This is a genomic window from Butyrivibrio sp. NATIVEDY162, assembly GCF_045999815.1.
Lineage (GTDB): Bacteria > Bacillota > Clostridia > Lachnospirales > Lachnospiraceae > Butyrivibrio.
In genome coordinates this window covers 2,026,786-2,046,204 of sequence record NZ_CP172573.1, presented here as the reverse complement: position 1 = coordinate 2,046,204, position 19,419 = coordinate 2,026,786, and the positions used below count along the sequence as shown (strand labels likewise).

Annotated in this window: 22 protein-coding genes and 1 pseudogene; 22 read left to right on the top strand and 1 reads right to left on the bottom strand. The window is 39.5% G+C overall.

All coding sequences use genetic code 11. From position 1 onward, the window contains the following. From ACHCNF_RS08900 to ACHCNF_RS08825, 16 genes are all read left to right on the top strand, one after another. Positions 1–657 carry a hypothetical protein gene (locus ACHCNF_RS08900; RefSeq protein ID WP_408069463.1) on the top strand — a complete coding sequence of 219 codons (657 nt, stop codon included), beginning with the start codon at positions 1–3 and terminating at the stop codon, positions 655–657. A gap of 88 nt (positions 658–745) precedes the next feature. Beyond that, positions 746–1,816, top strand: coding sequence for a DNA sulfur modification protein DndB (gene dndB / locus ACHCNF_RS08895; protein WP_408069462.1), 1,071 nt, complete (start codon positions 746–748; stop codon positions 1,814–1,816). Continuing rightward, the gene (gene dndC / locus ACHCNF_RS08890; protein WP_408069461.1) at positions 1,813–3,360 is read left to right on the top strand and encodes a DNA phosphorothioation system sulfurtransferase DndC; all 1,548 of its coding nucleotides are present in this window, start codon (positions 1,813–1,815) and stop codon (positions 3,358–3,360) included. The genes dndB and dndC overlap by 4 nt, the downstream gene beginning before the upstream one ends. Positions 3,361–3,363: 3 nt before the next feature. Continuing rightward, a complete protein-coding gene (gene dndD / locus ACHCNF_RS08885; protein ID WP_408069460.1) occupies positions 3,364–5,298 on the top strand; it encodes a DNA sulfur modification protein DndD in 1,935 nt (644 codons plus the stop codon). A 4-nt stretch (positions 5,299–5,302) separates the two neighbouring features. Further along, entirely contained in the window at positions 5,303–5,683 is a 381-nt protein-coding gene (gene dndE / locus ACHCNF_RS08880; protein WP_408069459.1) for a DNA sulfur modification protein DndE, read from the top strand. 2 nt (positions 5,684–5,685) lie between these two features. Beyond that, a complete protein-coding gene (locus tag ACHCNF_RS08875; RefSeq protein ID WP_408069458.1) occupies positions 5,686–6,837 on the top strand; it encodes a cysteine desulfurase family protein in 1,152 nt (383 codons plus the stop codon). 10 nt (positions 6,838–6,847) lie between these two features. Continuing rightward, complete coding sequence (locus ACHCNF_RS08870) at positions 6,848–7,846, top strand: HNH endonuclease (protein WP_408069457.1); 999 nt, start codon at positions 6,848–6,850, stop codon at positions 7,844–7,846. Between the two features lie 12 nt (positions 7,847–7,858). Beyond that, entirely contained in the window at positions 7,859–8,134 is a 276-nt protein-coding gene (locus tag ACHCNF_RS08865; protein ID WP_408069456.1) for a uroporphyrin-III methyltransferase, read from the top strand. Positions 8,135–8,201: 67 nt separating this feature from the next. Continuing rightward, on the top strand, positions 8,202–8,555 hold the full coding sequence (locus ACHCNF_RS08860; RefSeq protein ID WP_408069455.1) for a hypothetical protein: 354 nt from the start codon (positions 8,202–8,204) through the stop codon (positions 8,553–8,555). 22 nt (positions 8,556–8,577) lie between these two features. Next, entirely contained in the window at positions 8,578–8,784 is a 207-nt protein-coding gene (locus tag ACHCNF_RS08855; RefSeq protein WP_408069454.1) for a hypothetical protein, read from the top strand. 8 nt (positions 8,785–8,792) lie between these two features. Continuing rightward, positions 8,793–9,239, top strand: a complete 447-nt coding sequence (locus ACHCNF_RS08850) for a flavodoxin domain-containing protein (protein ID WP_408069453.1) — start codon at positions 8,793–8,795, stop codon at positions 9,237–9,239. A 63-nt stretch (positions 9,240–9,302) separates the two neighbouring features. Next, the gene (locus ACHCNF_RS08845; protein WP_408069452.1) at positions 9,303–9,629 is read left to right on the top strand and encodes a hypothetical protein; all 327 of its coding nucleotides are present in this window, start codon (positions 9,303–9,305) and stop codon (positions 9,627–9,629) included. A 15-nt stretch (positions 9,630–9,644) separates the two neighbouring features. After that, positions 9,645–10,199 carry an NUDIX hydrolase gene (locus ACHCNF_RS08840; RefSeq protein ID WP_408069451.1) on the top strand — a complete coding sequence of 185 codons (555 nt, stop codon included), beginning with the start codon at positions 9,645–9,647 and terminating at the stop codon, positions 10,197–10,199. After that, entirely contained in the window at positions 10,196–10,573 is a 378-nt protein-coding gene (locus tag ACHCNF_RS08835; protein ID WP_408069450.1) for a hypothetical protein, read from the top strand. The genes ACHCNF_RS08840 and ACHCNF_RS08835 overlap by 4 nt, the downstream gene beginning before the upstream one ends. Positions 10,574–10,821: 248 nt before the next feature. Beyond that, positions 10,822–11,190, top strand: a complete 369-nt coding sequence (crcB, locus tag ACHCNF_RS08830; RefSeq protein ID WP_026653093.1) for a fluoride efflux transporter CrcB — start codon at positions 10,822–10,824, stop codon at positions 11,188–11,190. Between the two features lie 46 nt (positions 11,191–11,236). Next, on the top strand, positions 11,237–12,439 hold the full coding sequence (locus ACHCNF_RS08825) for an MFS transporter (RefSeq protein ID WP_408069449.1): 1,203 nt from the start codon (positions 11,237–11,239) through the stop codon (positions 12,437–12,439). Between the two features lie 67 nt (positions 12,440–12,506). Here the strand turns inward: ACHCNF_RS08825 and ACHCNF_RS08820 are convergent, their stop codons facing one another. After that, a complete protein-coding gene (locus ACHCNF_RS08820; RefSeq protein WP_408069448.1) occupies positions 12,507–12,917 on the bottom strand; it encodes a helix-turn-helix transcriptional regulator in 411 nt (136 codons plus the stop codon). 443 nt (positions 12,918–13,360) lie between these two features. Between ACHCNF_RS08820 and ACHCNF_RS08815 the strand changes: the two genes are divergently transcribed. From ACHCNF_RS08815 to ACHCNF_RS08790, 6 genes and pseudogenes are all read left to right on the top strand, one after another. Beyond that, positions 13,361–14,521, top strand: coding sequence for an MFS transporter (locus ACHCNF_RS08815; RefSeq protein ID WP_408069447.1), 1,161 nt, complete (start codon positions 13,361–13,363; stop codon positions 14,519–14,521). A 31-nt stretch (positions 14,522–14,552) separates the two neighbouring features. Beyond that, positions 14,553–14,756: pseudogene (locus ACHCNF_RS08810) on the top strand (4Fe-4S ferredoxin); the annotation flags it as partial. 93 nt (positions 14,757–14,849) lie between these two features. After that, entirely contained in the window at positions 14,850–16,172 is a 1,323-nt protein-coding gene (locus ACHCNF_RS08805; RefSeq protein WP_408069446.1) for an MATE family efflux transporter, read from the top strand. Positions 16,173–16,181: 9 nt separating this feature from the next. Continuing rightward, a complete protein-coding gene (locus tag ACHCNF_RS08800; protein ID WP_408069445.1) occupies positions 16,182–17,186 on the top strand; it encodes a LacI family DNA-binding transcriptional regulator in 1,005 nt (334 codons plus the stop codon). A 54-nt stretch (positions 17,187–17,240) separates the two neighbouring features. Then, a complete protein-coding gene (locus ACHCNF_RS08795) occupies positions 17,241–18,002 on the top strand; it encodes a hypothetical protein (protein WP_408069444.1) in 762 nt (253 codons plus the stop codon). 858 nt (positions 18,003–18,860) lie between these two features. Next, positions 18,861–19,343: a hypothetical protein gene (locus tag ACHCNF_RS08790; protein ID WP_408069443.1), complete on the top strand. Its 483-nt coding sequence runs from the start codon at positions 18,861–18,863 to the stop codon at positions 19,341–19,343. The last annotated feature ends 76 nt before the right edge of the window (positions 19,344–19,419 follow it).

Sequence of the window (19,419 nt, the reverse complement as noted above, 5' to 3'; positions counted from 1 at the left end):
ATGGATTTAAATAGTGAAATTCTAAATAGAACACAGGAAGTTCAGCAATTTGCATTGAATGCAGCTGCGGCAAAACGAAATGATGAGCAAAAGAAAATAGACCAGAATTTTTCAGATGTAATCAAAATGGTAGCTGCTCTAGTAGAACATATTATTAGCGCAACTAAAAAGACGTCCTTCAGATGCTCAGAAGAATTAAGCGCAAGTGTAAAGGAATTGCTCCAGAATAGTAGAAATTTGACGACCTCTGGAGCTGTTCGTGGAGATCAAGTTTTTGGAATAAAGAAAACACTGAATGAAATCAACGAAGAAGCTTCTTCGCAGTGGAGTGAGTACTATGCTGATGAAACAAAATCAGTTGAGGAATTATTGAGTTTGGCTAGGAATATTGCAGGTTCTGATGTTGGCTCTTTACTGATGGATATCCGAAGTGCTAAGGATTGGAAAACAAATGATGCTTGCCTTGATAAAATGACGCTTGGATTAAAAAATGCTAAGAGCCTTATCACAAAACTTGATCTGCAAGAAAATATTGTACAGTTTTTGAAAAAGATGATGAACCAAGAAGCTACGTTGGCTGATCTTGATGAAGAAGTGATGGAGTGGATTACTCGTGAAGGAATTAAATCTAAGATAAAAATAGGATTCACAAGGTAGGCTTTTCTTGACGATCAAATAACGAAAGGGATATACTTAAGTAGATACTTAAGTATATCCTTTTTTATGTTTGTGGAGCTGAATTTCAATGAAATATGTATACAAATTTCCTGTGGTAAAGGGTGTTCAAGCGGGTAAGGAATATTACATAGCTATGGTCCCATTAAATATGTTGGATAAGCTATTTGTACCAGATGAGGAATATGTATTGCCTGAATATAGAGCACAAAGGAAGCTTAATGAGTCAAGAATCCCAACAATTAGCAGGTACATTGTTGAAAACCGAGACTCATATGTTTTTTCTGCGCTTGCTGCATCGATAGACGGGAATTTTAAATTTATTCCGGATCAGAACAATCCGGAGGTTGGCGTTCTGGAAGTCGATATGCAGGCTAAGATGCTGATAAATGATGGTCAGCATAGAAAAGCTGCCATAATCGAGGCAATAAAAGAAGATCCCACTTTGGAAGAAGAAACAATTTCTGTAGTGTTTTACGAGGATATGGGGCTTGAGAGAAGTCAACAGATGTTTACCGACTTGAATAAGCACGCGGTAAAGACTTCAAATTCTATATCAGAATTATATGATTCTAGGGATCCATTAGCGGTAGTTACAAGGAAAGTGGCTATGTCAGTTGCTTTTTTTGATGAGTATACGGATAAAGAAAAGGACATATTAGGGAAGTATTCTTCGGCATTGTTCACTTTGAACAATTTATATACAGCCAATAAACGTATCCTAAAAAGAAACGCTTGTGACGAGGCATTTGAAGCCTTCTGCATAGGATATTGGGCGGAAGTGTCAAAGCATATGATCCCTTGGATAGATATGCAGGAACGCACGATAAGTAAATCGGAACTAAGAGAAAAATATATTGCAGCACAATCAGTGGTTTTGCAAGCTTTTGGAAGGGCGGGAGCGATATTTTTTGAAAATCCAGGGCAGTATAGATATGAAGAATATGTTCCTAACATTGAAAAAATAGATTGGAAGAGGAGCGCTGGTATTTGGAAAAGGCGAGTAATCAGGGAAAACGGCCGAATGATAAACAACGAGAAGGCTATTTTGCTGGCATCTAATGTTATTAAAAAGAAGATGGGAATCCCATTAAGTAAAGATGAGAAAGAAGCAGAAAGAGAGATAACAAATAATTCATGAGTAATAATGAAGAAGTAAAACCAACTCAAACAACAAGCGAAGTTACAGTAACTAAGGAGTCAATAGAAGGGCTCATGGATACTGTAAGAAACCTGTATTTGTGTGATGATATTCCCTGGGTTATTGGATACTCGGGAGGAAAGGACAGCACAGCAACAGTACAGCTGGTATGGCTTGCGCTTAAGGAACTTCCTAAAGCACTACGAAAGAAAACGGTGCATATAATCAATACAGATACTCTGGTAGAGTCTCCAGTAGTATCCAAATGGGTGAAAAAATCTTTGGAATATATGGACGAAGCAGCTGATGAGCAAGGAATGCCTTTTGTAACACATCAGCTTACGCCAGCTGCAGATAACACTTTTTGGGTTAATTTTATTGGAAGGGGATATCCTTTTCCAAGAAAGAAGCTTCGCTGGTGCACAGATAGATTAAAGATTCAGCCTGTTAATAATTTTGTTAAAGAAAAAATAGCAGAACATGGTGAGATAATCATGGTTATTGGTACGCGTAAGGCCGAGAGCGCCAGACGTGCTAAAACTATGGCTTATTATGAAAAAAAGCGTGTGAGAGAGCTTTTAAGTCCTAACCAGTCGATGGCAAATGAACTTGTATTTTCACCACTTGAGGATTGGAACGATAACGATGTATGGGTTTTCTTGATGCAGTATCAGAATCCATGGGGATATTCAAATAAAGAGTTGCTTACCTTATATAGAGGAGCAACGGCAGATGGAGAGTGCCCTCTTATGATTGGAAAAGGGCTTCCTAGCTGCGGAAGAAGTAGGTTTGGATGCTGGGTGTGCACCATGGTCGAAAAAGATAAGTCCATGGAGGCGATGATAGCAAATGATTCTGAAAAAGAATGGATGTCTGCGCTGCTGGAATTTAGAAATAGATTTGGCGATGAAGAACATGATAGAGAGCGAAGAAGCTTCAGGAAAATGGCAGGATATCTTCAGGGGAGCTATAAACAGCTATATCATGGTCCTTACAAAAAAGAAGTCAGAGAAGAGTGGCTTCGTGATTTATTAGAAGTTCAGAAGGATATAAATGAAAATGGACCCGAAGAGTTTGCTGATTTGCAATTAATAACTCTTCCAGAGCTTAGGCATATCAGAAGAATATGGGTTAATGAGAAGCATGAATTTGATGATTCACTTCCTAGAATTTACAAAGAAGTAACTGGGAAAGAATTTGATGATCCAGAATGGATAGGTTCTGCCTCATTTAAATCAGACGAATGGGAGATCCTGAAATCTGTAGTTGAAGAATTATACCCAGATGAGGAACTTGCATTTGAAATGGCTTATAGCCTTGTAGATATTGAAAATAAATCTAGTGGATTAAATCAGAGAAAAGGCATTGCTGATGCACTAGAGGGGGTTATCAAAAAGACTTATTACAAAGATGAGGAAGATGCAAGGCAGTTTTACCTTGGTCAAACTGAAAGAAAGAGAGACCTTGGTGGAAAATATAATGCACTTGCGTTGGATGACTCATATGATGAACCCTATGAAACTGATGAAGATGAGGAAGATTAAAGAATGATCATAAAAAAGCTTATTCTGCATAATTTTGGTGTTTATGCAGATACGAATATTATGGAATTTTCTGGCAAAAGGCCAGTTGTTCTTATAGGAGGGATGAACGGAAGGGGTAAAACTACAATTCTGGAAGCGGTTTTGTTGAGCCTCTATGGTTCTAACTCTTTTGCTTATACAGAGAGCAAGTATCAGTCATATGGTCAATATCTGAAGTCATATGTTAATAAGAAAGATGGTACTTTAGAATCTTTTGTAGAGATAGTATTTTCCATGGATAACTCTGACGAGGAAGTGTATCAGGTTCATCGTGAATGGGATGCAAACGCCCAGCGAGTTCATGAGAGAATATGGGTAAAGAAGAATGGCGAAGACAGTGCATTTTTAACTGAAAACTGGCCAATGTTTGTTGAAAGCATACTACCAAGTGCATTATCGAATTTCTTTTTCTTTGATGGAGAAAAAATTGCAGAGCTTGCGGTGGAAGAAACTAGTCTGCAGATGAAAGAGTCCATCAAAGCAATGCTGGGAATATCGGTTCTTGATATTCTTGATAGCGATATAAGTAAGATAATTACAAGAATAGGAAAGAAGATATCATCTAATCAAGATTTAGGAAAGTTGGAAGAGCTCCGAAACGAAAAAGAAGCTGCTAGCGAGGAGCTTAGGATGCTTGATGAAGAGATAGATGATTTAGAGAAAAAGAAGAACAGATTAGTAACTGAATTAGAAAACCTTAATTCTGAATATCAGGTTAAGGGTGGAGACATTGTTGAACAGAAACATGATTTAATGCAGGAAAGGGCTAATAAGTTAACTGCATTAGCTAGCAATCAAGAAGATAGATATGAGATGGCTGCAGGTGAACTTCCTTTAGCTTTAGTAATGCCGCTATTGGCTGATATCAAAGAAGAAGGTGAAGTAGAGCACAATAGAATGATATCATCATTAGCATTAAGCAAGATAAAAGACCTATATTCTGAATTTGAAGGCAAAAATGCTAATACTGACAAGTTTATATCGTTTATGCAAGAAAAGGTTGAGGATGATCAGAGCGAAAATATTTATAATCTGTCAGATTCTACACTTTATAAAGTGGGTATGCTATATGATCATGGATTGGAGAATGCGAAGGAACAGGTCAGTAAACTTATAAAAGACGAAAAGAAGTATCAAAAGAAGATTGATGAGATTGATGGATACTTGTCTGTTGATATAAATGAGAAGGAATTAAGTGACTTATTCAAGGCAATTAAATCAACTGAGAAAGAGATTACAAATTGTGAGATTGAGATTGAGGATTACCATAAGAAGCGCTCAAGTCTAAATAATAATTATATTATGCTTTCTTCTGAATTTAGTAGAATGGCTGAAAGCGTACTGTCTTCTCTTGAAGCAGTGGATTCTGACGAGCGAGTTGTTAAATATGCTCATATGGCAAAGGATATTATCGAGCAATATAAGATAAGATTACAGGCAAGGAAAACAAGCATCTTAGCGGCAACCATGACAGATTGCTACAAGAAACTTGCTAATAAGAAAAACCTTGTATCAAATATTGAGATGGATCCTGAGACATTGGATCTTACATATTTGAATAAGGAAGGAGAAATTGTTACAAAGGAGCGTTTATCTGCCGGGGAAAAGCAGTTAATGGTAATCTCGTTGCTCTGGTCATTAGCAATTTGTTCTAAGAAAAAATTACCTGTTATCATTGACACTCCTTTATCTAGATTGGATTCAGCACATAGGGAATCTCTGATTACTACATACTTTCCGAATGCAAGTGAACAAACAATTATCTTGTCAACGGATTCTGAAATTGATGAGAAGTACTATGAGCTTATGCAGGAAAGCGTAGGAGACAGATTTACACTTGAATACAACGATGATGATAAAACAACTTCGTTGACAAAAACATATTTTGGATGGGAATAAAACCATGATAATAAAGCAGATAAAACTATCAAATGGCGCCAAAGAAAAACTGGGACGATTAAAGGGAAAGACTGGGATAAAGAATTGGAACATCTTATGTAGATGGGCATTATGCTTTTCATTGTCAGAAAACACCATACCTACAGATATACCTATTGTAGCAGACAGCAATGTTGAAATGTCTTGGTACACATTTGGTGGTGAATATAGTGATATTTATGATGCACTTATCATAGCATGGTGCAAAAAGATGGATTTACCAACAGATGAGGAGACTCTTTCTAAGTATTTCAAATTACACTTGGAAAGAGGAATAGCTTACCTTTGCGGAACAAACTTTATTAAGAACCTGGATGATTTGTTGAAGCTTTCAATAGAGGACTAAAAATGGGAATTTATCTTGATTATAATGCAACAACACCTATAGATAAGAGAGTGCTGGATTATATGGTGGACGTGTATACCAATAAGTTTGGTAATGCTGACAGTAGAACCCATGATTTTGGCGATGGTGCAAGAAAAATTGTTGAACAGGCACGGAAAGATGTTGCGGGGCTTTTAGGTGTTGATAGCACAGAGGTCTTTTTTACAAGTGGTTCAACTGAAAGTAGTAATATTGCTATAAGAGGCCTCATAGATTATGCAAACTCTGTAGGAAAAAAACATGTTATTACTACGAGCATAGAGCATAAAGCTGTTCTTGAAACTGTAAAGAGTCTTAAGAACGAGGGCTTTTCGGTTGATATTGTTGATCCTGAGAAAGATGGAAGGGTTAAGGCACAAAAAGTAATAGAGTTAGTTAGAGATGATACTTTGCTCGTGAGTGTCATGCATGCCAATAATGAAACAGGTGTAATACAGCCGATTGAAGAGATAGGAGAGGCTCTGACAGATAAAGGTGTGTTTTTCCATGTTGATGCAACACAGAGTTGTGGAAAGCTTGTTGATGAGCTAAGGAATACAAAATACAACATGCTTTCCATCAGTGCGCATAAATTTAACGGACCGCAAGGAATAGGTGCGTTAGTATTAAGAAAAAAAAGATATAAATTGCCTCCGGTGAAAGCAATATCGTTTGGCGGCCAACAGGAGCATGGCATAAGACCTGGAACAATTCCTGTTGCATTGGTTGCAGGACTGGGGAAAGCTTGTGAAATTGCAGCTGCGGAATACAAAAAGAATTATACTCATTGCCTAGAGATAAAAAATGCGGTAAGAGGATTGATAGAAGAATCTGGAATAAATTATGAGTATAATGGTAATCAGGAATACTGTATGCCTAATACGATAAATGTTAGTTTTCAAGGCGTTGAATCTGAGGCGCTTATGCTTTCATCTAAGCAGTATTGTGGAATATCCAACGGTTCAGCATGCACCTCGAATGATTACAGTCCAAGTTATGTTCTTACAGCTATGGGGATAGATAAGGAGACTATTTCCTCAGCGATAAGAATAAGTTGGGGGGCAGATTCTGATCTTGAAGCTATTAAAGAAAATGTTGGGCAATTGATTGTAGTAGCAAAGAGCTTATCTTTCTAAGGGAAGGCTTATGGCAGGATATGATAAAACATCCGGAAACATAAAAGAATATTTGGTTTCTGAAGATAAGATATGGTCTCTATTTAACTATGTCTTTTCTGATTCCTGCAGAAAAAGGAATACTTATAAGTTTGGACTTATAAAGTCTCTTTTGGATAATGCTTTTAATGGCAGGCAGACTGATAAAGGTGTGTATTATACATATGAAGAAATATTTGCTAAGTTTGCTGAAAACTATTGGAACTTAGTGGTCAAGTATGATTTGCGCCAGATGAGACCGGATGGAAAATCTGTCTATTCAAGAATAGAAACGATATTTAAAGATGCAGTGGCTAATAATGCAATTGTTTCTGTTTTGGAGTTTCAGTCGCTTGATGATTTACAAAAGAAATCTCTTATAAAACAGGTGTCAAAGGAATGTAAGAGGTATGTAATAGGTGCGTTATATGAGGATTTTGACGGACTAATATATGAGTTTTCTTTATCTGATGAAGGATTAACTTTGAGCCCGGTTTTTTCGGATTTTATGCTTAAGTATAAATCTGAATTAGAGAGATTGAATTATTATTCTTGGGCGAGATTCCTAGAACAGGTAAACGATGAGAATGCTTTAGTTAGGGTCATTGAAAAGCTAGAACTTGCTACTCCAAGGCGTGAAGATCTTTCAGTTTACAGGGAAATCTTGCGGAAAGAATTTGAAGAAGATACCTGTTTTTACTGTGGACGAAAACTGAATAATAAGATTCATGTGGATCACTTCATTCCATGGTCTTTTGTAAAGGACGACAAGATATGGAACTTTGTATTGGCCTGTCCATCATGTAATAGTAAAAAGAACAATAGAATACCTACAAAGGATTACATTATTAAGATTGAGAGTAGAAATAAACATATAAAAACATCTCACGATATAATAATAGAAACTGAGATGGAAAACTATTCAGATGATGTTATAGAGCGAATGTGGAACTATGCGAAACTAAGTGGGATGAAAGAATATGTGATGTAGGAGGCATTCACAATGCAAGGACCTTTTGACAAAATGTTTGGGCACTCCGCTTTTGACTTCAACCATGATGGGAAGATAGATGCAGCAGAATGGGCCTTTATAAATGATACTATCTTCAATGAGGATAATGGTGAAACATCAGAACTATATGATGAGGAAGAAATTGAAGACGAATTAGAGGAAGTGGGACTTTCTCGGGATGAACTTGAATTCATGGATGAAGACGAGCGAAGAGAGGCATTGGAAGATGCAGGGCTAGATCCAGATGACTTTATGGATGAGTTCTGATTAAAGTTGTGAATTGATAAATGCACAATTGGTACTGATAATACATCAGTAGGAAAGGATGCGTCTTATGGATTTTCAAAATGATGAACTTGCTGTGAAAATTTTGGAAGTAGCAAAAAAATTTGATGAAACAGCTCATTCAAAACCTTGGAAGAATCTTAAAAAGCAGCGACCAGTGGCAGATTTACATTATGGATATGAAAAAGACCCTGGAATGAAGTATAGATCAGAAATCAGGTGTGCCAAAAAGAAAATATACTGGTATATAGGAATTCATACCTCAATGTATAGCAAGTATAGGAATGTTATAGATAAGTATGATGAAAAAGCCTGGAAAGAAAAGTGGAAAGATGAGACGAGAATAGTTTTTACAACAGAAGAGGCATTTTTTGATTTCGTCGATGAATGCATCGGTAATTAGTAAGGGGATTTTTGAAAAATAGATGGGCAGTAGTTATATGATAGATAAGGAACAAGCCAGGGCATATTTGCAAAAGAAACTGGCGGATAATCTTGTTATAGTGGATTCTTTTGAGAGCCCGGATGCATGGTGCTTCGGGCTTGGACTAATTAATGAGGATGGTAAAGTTATGCCGCTCATGGGGGATAGCACTATAAGAATCAGCAAAAAAACTGGGGAAATGGAGTAAGAGAAGCTTTGATTGGAAAAACAGCTATTGCATATTACAGTAAGCATCACGGCAATACAAAGAAGGTGCTGGATGCAATAAAGGAATATGATCCAGAGGTTGAACTTATCGATGTAACAGATAAGCATGAGGTAGATCTTACAGGATATGATAGGATTGGATGGGCATCAGGAATTTATTATGGGAAGTTCGCAGAACAGGTTCAGACCTTTGCAAAGATTAACCTTCCTACAGGAAAGGATGTCTTTTTTATAGCAACTGCTGGTAATCCCATAAAGAGCAACTTTAATTCTATGGCAGCCATAACTGAAGGCAAGCACTGTAAGGAACTTGGACGATTCCAGGCAAAAGGTTTCGATACTTACGGGCCTTTCAAACTTGTGGGAGGTCTGCAGAAAGGTCACCCTACAGAAGTGGAATTACAGGAAGCAGTGGCGTTTTACAAGAATCTGTAATTAGGAAAAAGTCAATTGCAGGTCAATTGGCGGTCAATGACATTTTCCCAGTGAGGATATATAATGTTAAGCTTTGAAGAATTCACAAGCATATATGATGCAGCTCAGGGGGAGCCTGAGTTTGAGATATACTTTATGAATCAAGCGAAGACATACATGATTATAAAGTATGGTGATCATGTATCTTTCCAGAGGTGTGGTGCAAATGATGGAAGTGGAGAATATGATTATCCGTCTTTGGAGGAGTTATATCAGATTGAATCCGTGGATGGTATCTGCCTCAGGGATAAATGGGGGAATATCGAAACGATAATAGGTGATGGTACATATGACTTATCCATACCAGAGGAACTGGAAAGTTTCATGGTATTCAGAAACATACATTTGTAGCAGAAAGAGAAACTAATGGAATATTTTGATATAACAGACGACAACGGAATACCTACAGGGGAAACTGTAAGTAGGAGTGAAGCCCATGAAAAGGGTATTCCTCACAGAACCGCACATATATGGATAGTAAGAAAAGAGGAAGATGCCTATCAAGTGCTTCTTCAGAAGCGAAGTGCTGAAAAAGAGTCTTTTCCCGGGATGTTTGATACTTCTTCTGCAGGACATATCCTGGCAGGTGATAATCCGCTTGAATCAGCTCAGAGAGAGCTTCATGAGGAACTGGGGATAAGAGCAAATGAAGGAGATCTTTCTTTTGCAGGGAAGTTCCACATCAAATATGAGATGGAGTTCCACGGAAAACTCTTTAATGACAATGAAGTGGCTTTTGTTTATGTGTATGAAAAGCCGGTAGATATTGACAGCCTCGTTCTTCAAAAGGAAGAGGTTGATGAGGTCAGATGGTTTGACATAAACGCAGTTCATGAGGGATGCATTCACAGAGATGGAACATTCTGTGTTCCAATGGAGGGGCTTGAAACTCTTATGAAGTATCTTGGTGAAAAACAATGAATCAGTCACAACTTATTAGCAGAGTAAACAGCTCTATGTATCAGCAGGTAAATAATACAGGCTACGCTACAGCAGTACAGACTCTTATGGATCTGGATATCCTGTCAAAAGAGGATTATGAGAGATGGCGTAATGGCCAGATCCCGTATCTTGAAAAAGTCTGTAAGATCAACCTGAAAAAGTTAGCAGGTGTTCTTGAAGAAATGAAGCGCTACGCTGGGAAGAATGACCTGAAACCAAGCTTTACTTTTTATAAGCAGTGGGGAAGGAAAAACAAATCTACAGTACAGCTAAGGTTTAGCAAAACTGGAAATGAATACATAGAGAAGCTGTATGCAACACATTATGTTAAGACAATAGATAAAACAAATTAAAAAGACAGCCGTTTGGCTCGGTTAGGGGATCACATCTAGAATAGATCCCAGGCTCTCGACTGTCTCTGATCACTATAACAGATGCTGACATGTTTGAACATATCATAAAAGATAATCCTACGGAAAATGGCTGTTTTTCTATGTTTTCAGCTGTCTCAAAAAACAAATGTTTTTCGCTACACTTTTGGTTTATGTATAATAGGGATTGAGGAATATATTCCAGTATATATGACAATAGAGAGGTTGATATGAATTTTCTATTTGTAGCACTTGGTGGTGCCTTGGGTGCAGTAGCGCGATATGCAATAAGTCTGATTCCTGTTAAGACTTATTTTCCGATATTAACTCTGATTACAAATATCCTCGGTGCCATACTAATTGGATTCGTTGTTGGAATTACCAGTAACCGAGAAAGTGTATCTGATAATACCATTCTTTTCTGGAAGACAGGGGTGTGTGGAGGTTTTACCACATTCTCTACATTTTCCCTTGAAGCTTTTAATTTGTTTGAGAAGAAACAATATATGAATGGCGGATTATATGTGGCACTGAGTTGTTTTTGCTGCATATTTGGAATTCTATGCGGAAAGAAACTTGCGACGATAATAAAACTTTGAATTCCAGGATAATGAAATAAGCAAATCGGGATTAGTGGAGTAGAACATGGATAAAAAAAGGGCTTTGTCTGGCGCCATAATATTTATAACCCTGATGGGAATCGTAAGTCTGTTTTCGGACATGACTCATGAAGGCGCCAGAAGCATATTGGGCGAATATCTGAACCTCGCAGGGGCATCCGCTGCAACCATCGGATTTGTGTCCGGTATAGGAGAATTGTGCGGGTATTCACTAAGGCTCATATCCGGATTTATAGCAGATAAAACGAAGAAATACTGGACATTTGTTATCACAGGCTATGTAATACAGGCTCTGGCGATTCCTGCACTGGCACTCGTACCTGAACATGGCTGGATTTGGGCCTGCGGTCTTGTGATCCTGGAGCGTATCGGAAAAGCGATAAAAAAGCCTGCCAAAAACACATTGGTAAGCTTTGCGGCAAGCGAGATCGGAAGCGGAAAAGGCTTTGCCTATCAGGAGTTTCTGGATCAGCTTGGCGCGTTTCTCGGACCGGTACTGCTTTTTGTAACAGCTCTTGTAAAAGGTACAGACGACCTTTTTACAACATATAGGATCTCTTTTGCGATACTGCTTGTTCCTGCAATAATCACCATAGCTCTTGTTTTGACAGCAAAGATAAGATACCCTGATCCGGAGATCTTTGAAAAGCAGGAAGATAACCCGGCAAGCTTTGAATTCAGGAAGTCATTTGTTCTGTTCATGGCGGCCATCTGCTTTTTTGCTTTTGGCTTTGCAGACTTCACCCTGATCACACTTCATTCGGCTAATACCGGAGCATTTAATGAATCCATGCTCAGCCTGCTATATGCTGGGGCAATGGCTGTGGATGCCTTTGCTGCACTATTCTTTGGCTGGCTTTATGATAAGGTCGGGCTGAAGGCTCTGATCATTTCCACACTATGCAGCACATTCTTCTCATATTTTGTTTTTATGACTGGAAATGCCTGGTTGATCGGAGCTGGGATAATTCTGTGGGGGATTGGAATGGGTGCGCAGGAAAGTATTATGAAAGCAGCTGTCAGCGGAATCGTTCCGCGTTCCATGCGAAGCACCGGTTTCGGAATATTTGAGACAGGATTTGGTATTGCGTGGTTTCTGGGCAGTTGGCTTCTCGGTGCCCTGTATGATTTGAATCCTGTGTATCTTGTCACTGTGTCTGTGGTATCACAGTTTCTGGCGATTGCATTTTATGCTTTATGCCTCCGGTGCAATAAGACAGAGTGCTAACAATTCCAGTTTGCTGGAATGAGCATTATACCGGAATATAAAGGGAGTAGGGACTGACATCCTTTTCCTACTCTTTTTTTAGGCATGAGATGTATTCCGTTGGAGTCATGCCATACTCTTTTTTGAAACATCTGTTAATGTATGTTGCATCTGTAAAGCCGCATGAAAAGGCGATTTCTCCGATGGGCTTTTTGTCAGGCGAAGTCAGTTCTTCCATGGCTTTCTGCAAGCGGTAGTCAACAAGGTACCTTATTGGTGTTGTCCCGAGAACATCTTTGAATAATCGAAGGCATGTACTGACGCTAATATCTGAGCTTGAGGCAATGTCATCTATTGTAATATTCCCATGGTAGTTATTTTCAATGAATATCAGTGCCTTCTTTATGCGAAGCTCATCTTTTTGGAAACGGTCGGTGTAAGTGGATTCATGAGTGAGTATTTCGAGATGTCTGGTAATAACCTGGAACACCTGAGTCATGTTTTGACATACATTTATGGGATAATCAGTCTTTTCGTAAGCACCTTGTTCCCATGCGTGATCAGAGAGTTTTAATATCTCTTTTTGCCAGGGGACAGAAGGAGATAACCTGATAAAAGGAAGATTCTTTTCTCCAAGAATTGGTTCTACATAAGATTTCCATATAAGATCTTCTGATGGAGAGACAATTTTAGGGCTGAAAACAAGCGCATGCTGGTGACCTGTTTTGGTTTCAAGGTGAGCATCTCACGCCCATTTTCATCAACTTTATCAACTGAATAGGAAAGAGCCATAAATCCTCCAGAAATGCAAATGACGATATTGTACTATCATATACTCGAAAGATGCACATTTAATACTATCACTGCCTTAATTCTATACGATATAATTTCATCATATCAAGAGTAAGATAAATGACTATACAGATTTAAGGAGAGATAATAATGGGTTCTTTACTATTGGCAGTTATATATCTGATTTTTATAAGCCTGGGATTACCTGACTCGCTTTTGGGGTCTGGATGGCCAGTGATGCAAGGGACATTCGGTGTTCCTTCCTCCTACGCTGGTTATGTTTCAATGACAATCTCATTCATGACCATTATTTCAGCGCTCTTAAGCCCTAAATTCATAAAGAGATTTCACACGAAATGGATCGTTATCTTTTCGATATTCCTGACAATCCTTGGACTTCTTGGCTTTTCAATATCAGGACACTATGCGATGCTATTCTTGTTTGCTGTGCCTTATGGTCTTGGAGCTGGCGCAATAGATGCATCTGTAAATCATTACGTAGCGAATAACTACTCCGGATCAGTTATGAACTTTTTGCATTGCTTCTATGGTGTGGGTGCGGTAATTAGTCCGTCAATTATGGCCCTTGCTCTTAAGTATGCCAGATGGAATGAAGGCTATAGATGGACTGCCTTTGTTCAGATTGGGATTCTGCTTGTATGTATTCTTTCCCTTCCTCTTTGGAAAAAGAATGAGTCGGAAAGTAATGAAGAAGATATCAAAAACAGCGCAGGCATTAGAGAAACCTTAAAAGTTCCCGGAGTGATCCTGACATTAGTTGCGTTCTTTGCCTATTGTGCAGGTGAGGCTACATGCTTTCTTTGGACACCGAGTTATTTTGCCGGAACAAGAGCAGGTCTTTCAGATGAACTTATAGCATCTTTTGGATCCCTGATTTTCGGAGGACTTATGCTGGGAAGACTCATATCCGGTTTTATATCCAATAAGCTGGGTGACAGGCTTCTTATCAGGATTGGAATAATAGTGGAATTGGTGGGCATATTGTTCGTCTTTATTCCAACAAATGGTTGTCTTGTTGCAGCAGTTGGCTTTGTAGTCATCGGAACAGGAATGGGACCCGTTTATCCCGCAATCCAGCACATGGCTCCGACTAATTTCGGCAAAAGATATAGTGCTGCTGTTATCGGACTTCAAATGGCATCTGCGTATGTTGGAAGCACCTTTATGCCAATGGTCTTCGGTCACTTGCAGCAGGCGATAGGGATAGGAATAATGCCGTTGTATTTGCTGGTTTTTGCAGTAACGAATGTTGGATTTCTGGAGCTGACTTATAAGGTGATCAGGAAATAACAGGCGGGACATGAATTCGGAGTTAATCTTCCCTAAGCTTGACGAGGGAGATTACACTGAGAAGCTTACAGAGATCATATCAAACAACGACATTGCCAGTGTGACTATTGTAAGAATGGAGGTTCCCTGTTGCGGAGGCCTTCAAAGAGCCGCTGAGAATGCAATAAAGAACAGTGGTAAGTTCCTTCCATGGCAGGTTGTGATAATCTCCAGGAATGGTGAGGTCCTTGATTAAACATATTCAGAAAAAGGGTTACGCGATTAACCCATTGCTATTACGGGCTTTCTATACTAATAATATTGTTAGGTATTATTGAGGAGGCAAGTGATGACGGAAGAATCATTTTTCAGAAAATCTATGAAGATTGCAGTTCCTGTTGCATTACAGGCTATGCTGCAGTCTTCTTTTTCTATGATTGATCAGGTTATGGTGGGGCAGCTTGGTAAGACTGCCATAGCAGCGGTAGAAATTGGAGGTAAGCCGGGATTTGTTTTTGCCTTTGTCAGCGGAGCAGTAGCAACAGTAACAGGCATCATGGTTTCTCAGTACATTGGAAAAGAGGATGATGAAAAAGTAGATGTGAGCATGTCGATCAACATGCTGGTCATGATGGTGATAGCTCTTTTGACAACAATGGCATGTCTGTTTATTCCGGGAATACTGACCGGAATATTTACGAAGGATGCGGCGGTAATAGAGACCGGAACTGAGTATGTCCGCATTGTTTCACTCATTTATCCTCTTTCGGGAGTAGCTTCCATACTGGCGGTGCAGATAAGGTGCAAAGACCACTCGGAATATCCATTATACATAAGTGCCGTGGCGGCTGTCGTCAATACAGCGCTGAACTTCATCCTGATATTCGGGCATTTCGGCGCACCAGCGCTTGGAGTTAAGGGTGCAGCCATTGCCAGCGTGGCATCTCAGGTTGTGAATCTGGTTCTCATGATCTATTTCTATAATAAGATCTGCAAGTTCCGCGTCTGTATCAAAATGGATGGAACGGAAATAAAGCAGTACATTACGATACTGTTTCCTATAGTGTTTAATGAATTCATGTGGACTGTGGGACAGAATGTAAATACCTTCATTTACGGACACATGGGGACAGATGAGCTGGCAGGTATGGCTCTTACAGGACCGATTCAGGGGTTGTCTATTGGAGCTCTTTCGGGACTTGCGCAGGCAGCAGGTATTCTTATCGGAAAGCGCCTGGGAGAGCAGGAATACGACAAGGCCTATGCGGAGTCCAAGAAACTGTGCATATATGGTTTTGTAGGCTCGGCTCTTATGTCGTTAATTCTTGTATTGGGCAGAAACCTATATGTGGGTCTATTTAAGGTTGATGCAAATGTCGGTATGATCGGTGGGATGCTGCTGGTGACTTTTGCAATTCTTGCGCCGGTCAAGGTTCAAAACATGATCCTCGGTGGAGGCATTATCAGAAGCGGCGGCAGGACCAAGTACATCATGATCATAGATATACTTGGTACCTGGCTTGTGGGAGTGCCACTGGGTCTTTTAACCGGACTGTATCTTAAGTTGCCAATCGTCTGGGTATATTTCATATTGTCCCAGGAGGAACTGGTCAGATTTATCATAACCGTGTTTATGTTTAGAAGCAGAAAGTGGATGAACACAATAGAGTAAGGGCATAGTATGTGGGATGAGAACAAGGTAAGGATCATAGATATCGCAGAAGAACTTGGAGTCAGCACGGCTACTGTATCAAACGTGCTGCATGGCAAGACCAAAAAGATATCTGATGCAACGGTAAAGAGAGTCGAGAAAAAACTTGAGGAAAGCGGCTATATTCCAAATATGGCAGCAACGCTCCTGGCCAGGAATAATTCAAGGATCATAGGAGTTGTGGTCAATGATCATGAAAAGTATGAGGGAAGGGTTTTTGAAGATCCCTTTATTAGCTCTGCCATTAACTATTTGTCCGACGAAATTGAGAATGCAGGGTACTTCATGATGCTGAAAAAGGTAAAAGAGATCCTGGATATCGTGCGCTTTTCTTCAATGTGGAATCTTGATGGTCTCATCATCATCGGTTTTTGCGAGGATGAATACAAGAACCTTCGGGATCATATAAGACGTCCCTTCGTTGTCTACGACGGCTTTATGAAGGAACAGGGACGCATCAGCAATGTTACCATAGATGACTTTGACGGCGGCAGACAGGTCGGAGAGTACCTTAGGAAGATGGGGCATAAGAAGGTCCTTTGCGTTTCCGATAACAACATATGTATGGATCTTGACAGATATAACGGACTTAATCAGGGGCTAGGGAAGGATGCTGACTTCCTTATGATTCCTATGAGCAGGGAAAAGAGACATCTCTTTTACCAGAAAAATCTGAAGAAAATAAAGAAATATACCGCTATATTTGCGGTTTCAGACTACTATGCAATTGATCTCATGGTATTTCTTAAGAGCTGCGGTATTTCGGCTCCGGAGGACATTTCAGTTGTAGGATTTGATGGAAGCATTGACTGTCAGAGGGTTGCGCCTGTGCTTACCTCCGTTTATCAAAACAATGAACTCAGGGCAAAAATGGCCATGGAGCTGCTTCTTAAGATGCTGCAGGATAGCAGCTTTTCCCAGAGCGTGTGCGTTCCGGTTAAGCTTGTGGAGGGAGAAAGTGTGAGGCAGATATAATGTCATTTCTGCACGTTATTATGATAAAATAAGTGCAGGGAGTAAAGAATAACCATGAAAAGATGGAATGAATTAGCTCGTTCAAGCATAGAGCAGGCTGGCTGCATTATTGTACTTTTGGTTTTTGTGATTATTTCTGTTGCTTCAGGCAATCGTGAAAGAAATACTAATGCTGCCATATCTGGTGATATTAATGAAGGCTGGATTGATGAAGATGGACAGGCTGTTGATCTTTATGATCTTGAGCCAGGCGATCATTCTGTTACGTTGGATATCAGAGGGCTGGACACTGAAGGGAAGGCGATTTGCTTCAAAACGGTTGATACCAATTTTAGGGTTTATGCATCGGATGAGCTGATATACGAGTATAATCCTGCGATTCCAAGGCATTTGGGTCTTTCCTATGGTATGCAATATCATACCATCGCAATTCCAGAGGGAAGTTCTACTTTAAGGATGGACCTCGATCCTGTATTCGCAAATACGTCTGCAGGTATAAGAGATATAGCTATCAGTGTTGCAGAGCAGTACATGACATATGTCTTTAAGAGAAATCTCTTTCCATTTGGACAGTGTACGACAACTATAGTTATCGGGCTTCTTTTTGTTATAGCAGGAATAACGGGCCAGATCGTTATGAAATCATCAGGTATTGATTTCATTTCTTTAGGTATGATCTGTGTAATGGTAGGATTTGTAGGGATTAATGATACACTTATTCTTCAGATACTAACAGGTCGTCCTGAACTTATCAGAGTCATAGAATATATGTGCTTCGTCTTTTTGCCATTTCCGGCGCTTTCTTTTTTTGGGTAATCGATATTCGTGAGGGTTTCCCAAAGTTTATGAGGGTCAGTCCTGAGTGAACAGGGGCCTGTCAAGTAGATAACTAAAACAAACAAAAATAAGTCAAGAAAAAAGGTGGTCACGTTCATTCATGTGATCACCTTTTTAAGTATACTACGCCGCCACCCTTGACCGAACCTGTTGGAAACGCCGGTACAGTTTAGCCGACGGTGAAGATGATGGGAACAGCAAGTATCACCACCGTCGAGAACAGCAGTGTAGCGTTTCCAAGGCTAAACCCTCACGAATAACCCTCAAACCAGACCCTCAAGTTTGCCCCTCACGAGCAACCCTCAAGAAAGACCCTCACGAAGGTAGCCCCTCATTAAAATCGATTACCCGATACTTTTTAGCTGGCTTATTGGCCAGCTTTTTTTGTTATAGTTACCGAACTTTTGCTGGCATTCTTATTGGACTCGTCAGCTGATATAAATATGTTATAGGGGAAAGTATGCTCTGCGTTAGGCTTATAATGTGGTCTGGCGGGCTGATCCAGGAGGGATTCAGAGAATCCGGTATGAAATCACTTTGATTGTTCCTTAGAATCCTTCGTATAGCCCGGATTACTTTTTGCCCGACAAAAAATATTATACAGCTGCTAGTTAGCCATACTTTAAGGGGAATACCTGGTTCTACGGAACTGGGTTATTTTTTTGCCCTTAAGGAGGTGGTGACACATATGATTGTGCGCAAACTGGCATAGATATTTTTTGAATAACGAACAGGACAAATTGCACACCACCCTAGAATTTCTTTCTGCACCCTAGAAACTGTTGGGTACACAAGAATATATGTCTGGGTTAGATTATAGTACGAGGAGATTTCAATATGACTGATAGTGAGAACAAAAGTAGTAAATCCAAGTATAAACGGCATGAGACAAAAAAGAAAGAACTCCCATTGGTTAACCGGAATGTCCATAATTACCTTGAAGTCATCCAGAGGGAAAAGGAAAAGTCCAATCCTGAGATGGCTGAGATCATCGGAGTTGATACAAAGTATTATGAGACTATCAAGAGGAATGGCGGACCTCTTGATTATGACAGATTATACAGACTGTACAAAGAACTTGGAGTAAATCCATTAAAGCTTCTAATGGATGATCCAGATGCGGATCTATTTCTAAAGAAGAACTCCGAGAATAAATCCTATTTTGAACAGCTTGAGGAGTGTATTTCAAAACTTAAGGAAATCGATGATGAGGATGAACATGCTGATGTAATTATAGGCACATATGAACGATATGGTAAGTATCTGAAAGAGCATTTCAGAAAAAGGGGAAAAGGTCTTAAGATCCGAGAGGTTGATTAGACTTAATGAACCAAGAGTTTTTTGTAGTGATCGGATTTAGCAGCTAGGAAAATAAGTCATAATATACACCGGAGAT

Coding starts and splice junctions, on each gene's coding strand:
- ACHCNF_RS08835 (WP_408069450.1), top strand. CDS start 10,196: ATGAATCAGTCACAACTTATTAGCAGAGTAAACAGCTCTATGTATCAG.
- dndD (WP_408069460.1), top strand. CDS start 3,364: ATGATCATAAAAAAGCTTATTCTGCATAATTTTGGTGTTTATGCAGAT.
- ACHCNF_RS08870 (WP_408069457.1), top strand. CDS start 6,848: ATGGCAGGATATGATAAAACATCCGGAAACATAAAAGAATATTTGGTT.
- dndC (WP_408069461.1), top strand. CDS start 1,813: ATGAGTAATAATGAAGAAGTAAAACCAACTCAAACAACAAGCGAAGTT.
- ACHCNF_RS08815 (WP_408069447.1), top strand. CDS start 13,361: ATGGGTTCTTTACTATTGGCAGTTATATATCTGATTTTTATAAGCCTG.
- dndB (WP_408069462.1), top strand. CDS start 746: ATGAAATATGTATACAAATTTCCTGTGGTAAAGGGTGTTCAAGCGGGT.
- ACHCNF_RS08855 (WP_408069454.1), top strand. CDS start 8,578: ATGGGCAGTAGTTATATGATAGATAAGGAACAAGCCAGGGCATATTTG.
- ACHCNF_RS08805 (WP_408069446.1), top strand. CDS start 14,850: ATGACGGAAGAATCATTTTTCAGAAAATCTATGAAGATTGCAGTTCCT.
- ACHCNF_RS08795 (WP_408069444.1), top strand. CDS start 17,241: ATGAAAAGATGGAATGAATTAGCTCGTTCAAGCATAGAGCAGGCTGGC.
- ACHCNF_RS08860 (WP_408069455.1), top strand. CDS start 8,202: ATGGATTTTCAAAATGATGAACTTGCTGTGAAAATTTTGGAAGTAGCA.
- ACHCNF_RS08840 (WP_408069451.1), top strand. CDS start 9,645: ATGGAATATTTTGATATAACAGACGACAACGGAATACCTACAGGGGAA.
- dndE (WP_408069459.1), top strand. CDS start 5,303: ATGATAATAAAGCAGATAAAACTATCAAATGGCGCCAAAGAAAAACTG.
- ACHCNF_RS08820 (WP_408069448.1), bottom strand. CDS start 12,917: ATGACTCAGGTGTTCCAGGTTATTACCAGACATCTCGAAATACTCACT.
- ACHCNF_RS08875 (WP_408069458.1), top strand. CDS start 5,686: ATGGGAATTTATCTTGATTATAATGCAACAACACCTATAGATAAGAGA.
- ACHCNF_RS08845 (WP_408069452.1), top strand. CDS start 9,303: ATGTTAAGCTTTGAAGAATTCACAAGCATATATGATGCAGCTCAGGGG.
- ACHCNF_RS08825 (WP_408069449.1), top strand. CDS start 11,237: ATGGATAAAAAAAGGGCTTTGTCTGGCGCCATAATATTTATAACCCTG.
- crcB (WP_026653093.1), top strand. CDS start 10,822: ATGAATTTTCTATTTGTAGCACTTGGTGGTGCCTTGGGTGCAGTAGCG.
- ACHCNF_RS08800 (WP_408069445.1), top strand. CDS start 16,182: ATGTGGGATGAGAACAAGGTAAGGATCATAGATATCGCAGAAGAACTT.
- ACHCNF_RS08790 (WP_408069443.1), top strand. CDS start 18,861: ATGACTGATAGTGAGAACAAAAGTAGTAAATCCAAGTATAAACGGCAT.
- ACHCNF_RS08900 (WP_408069463.1), top strand. CDS start 1: ATGGATTTAAATAGTGAAATTCTAAATAGAACACAGGAAGTTCAGCAA.
- ACHCNF_RS08865 (WP_408069456.1), top strand. CDS start 7,859: ATGCAAGGACCTTTTGACAAAATGTTTGGGCACTCCGCTTTTGACTTC.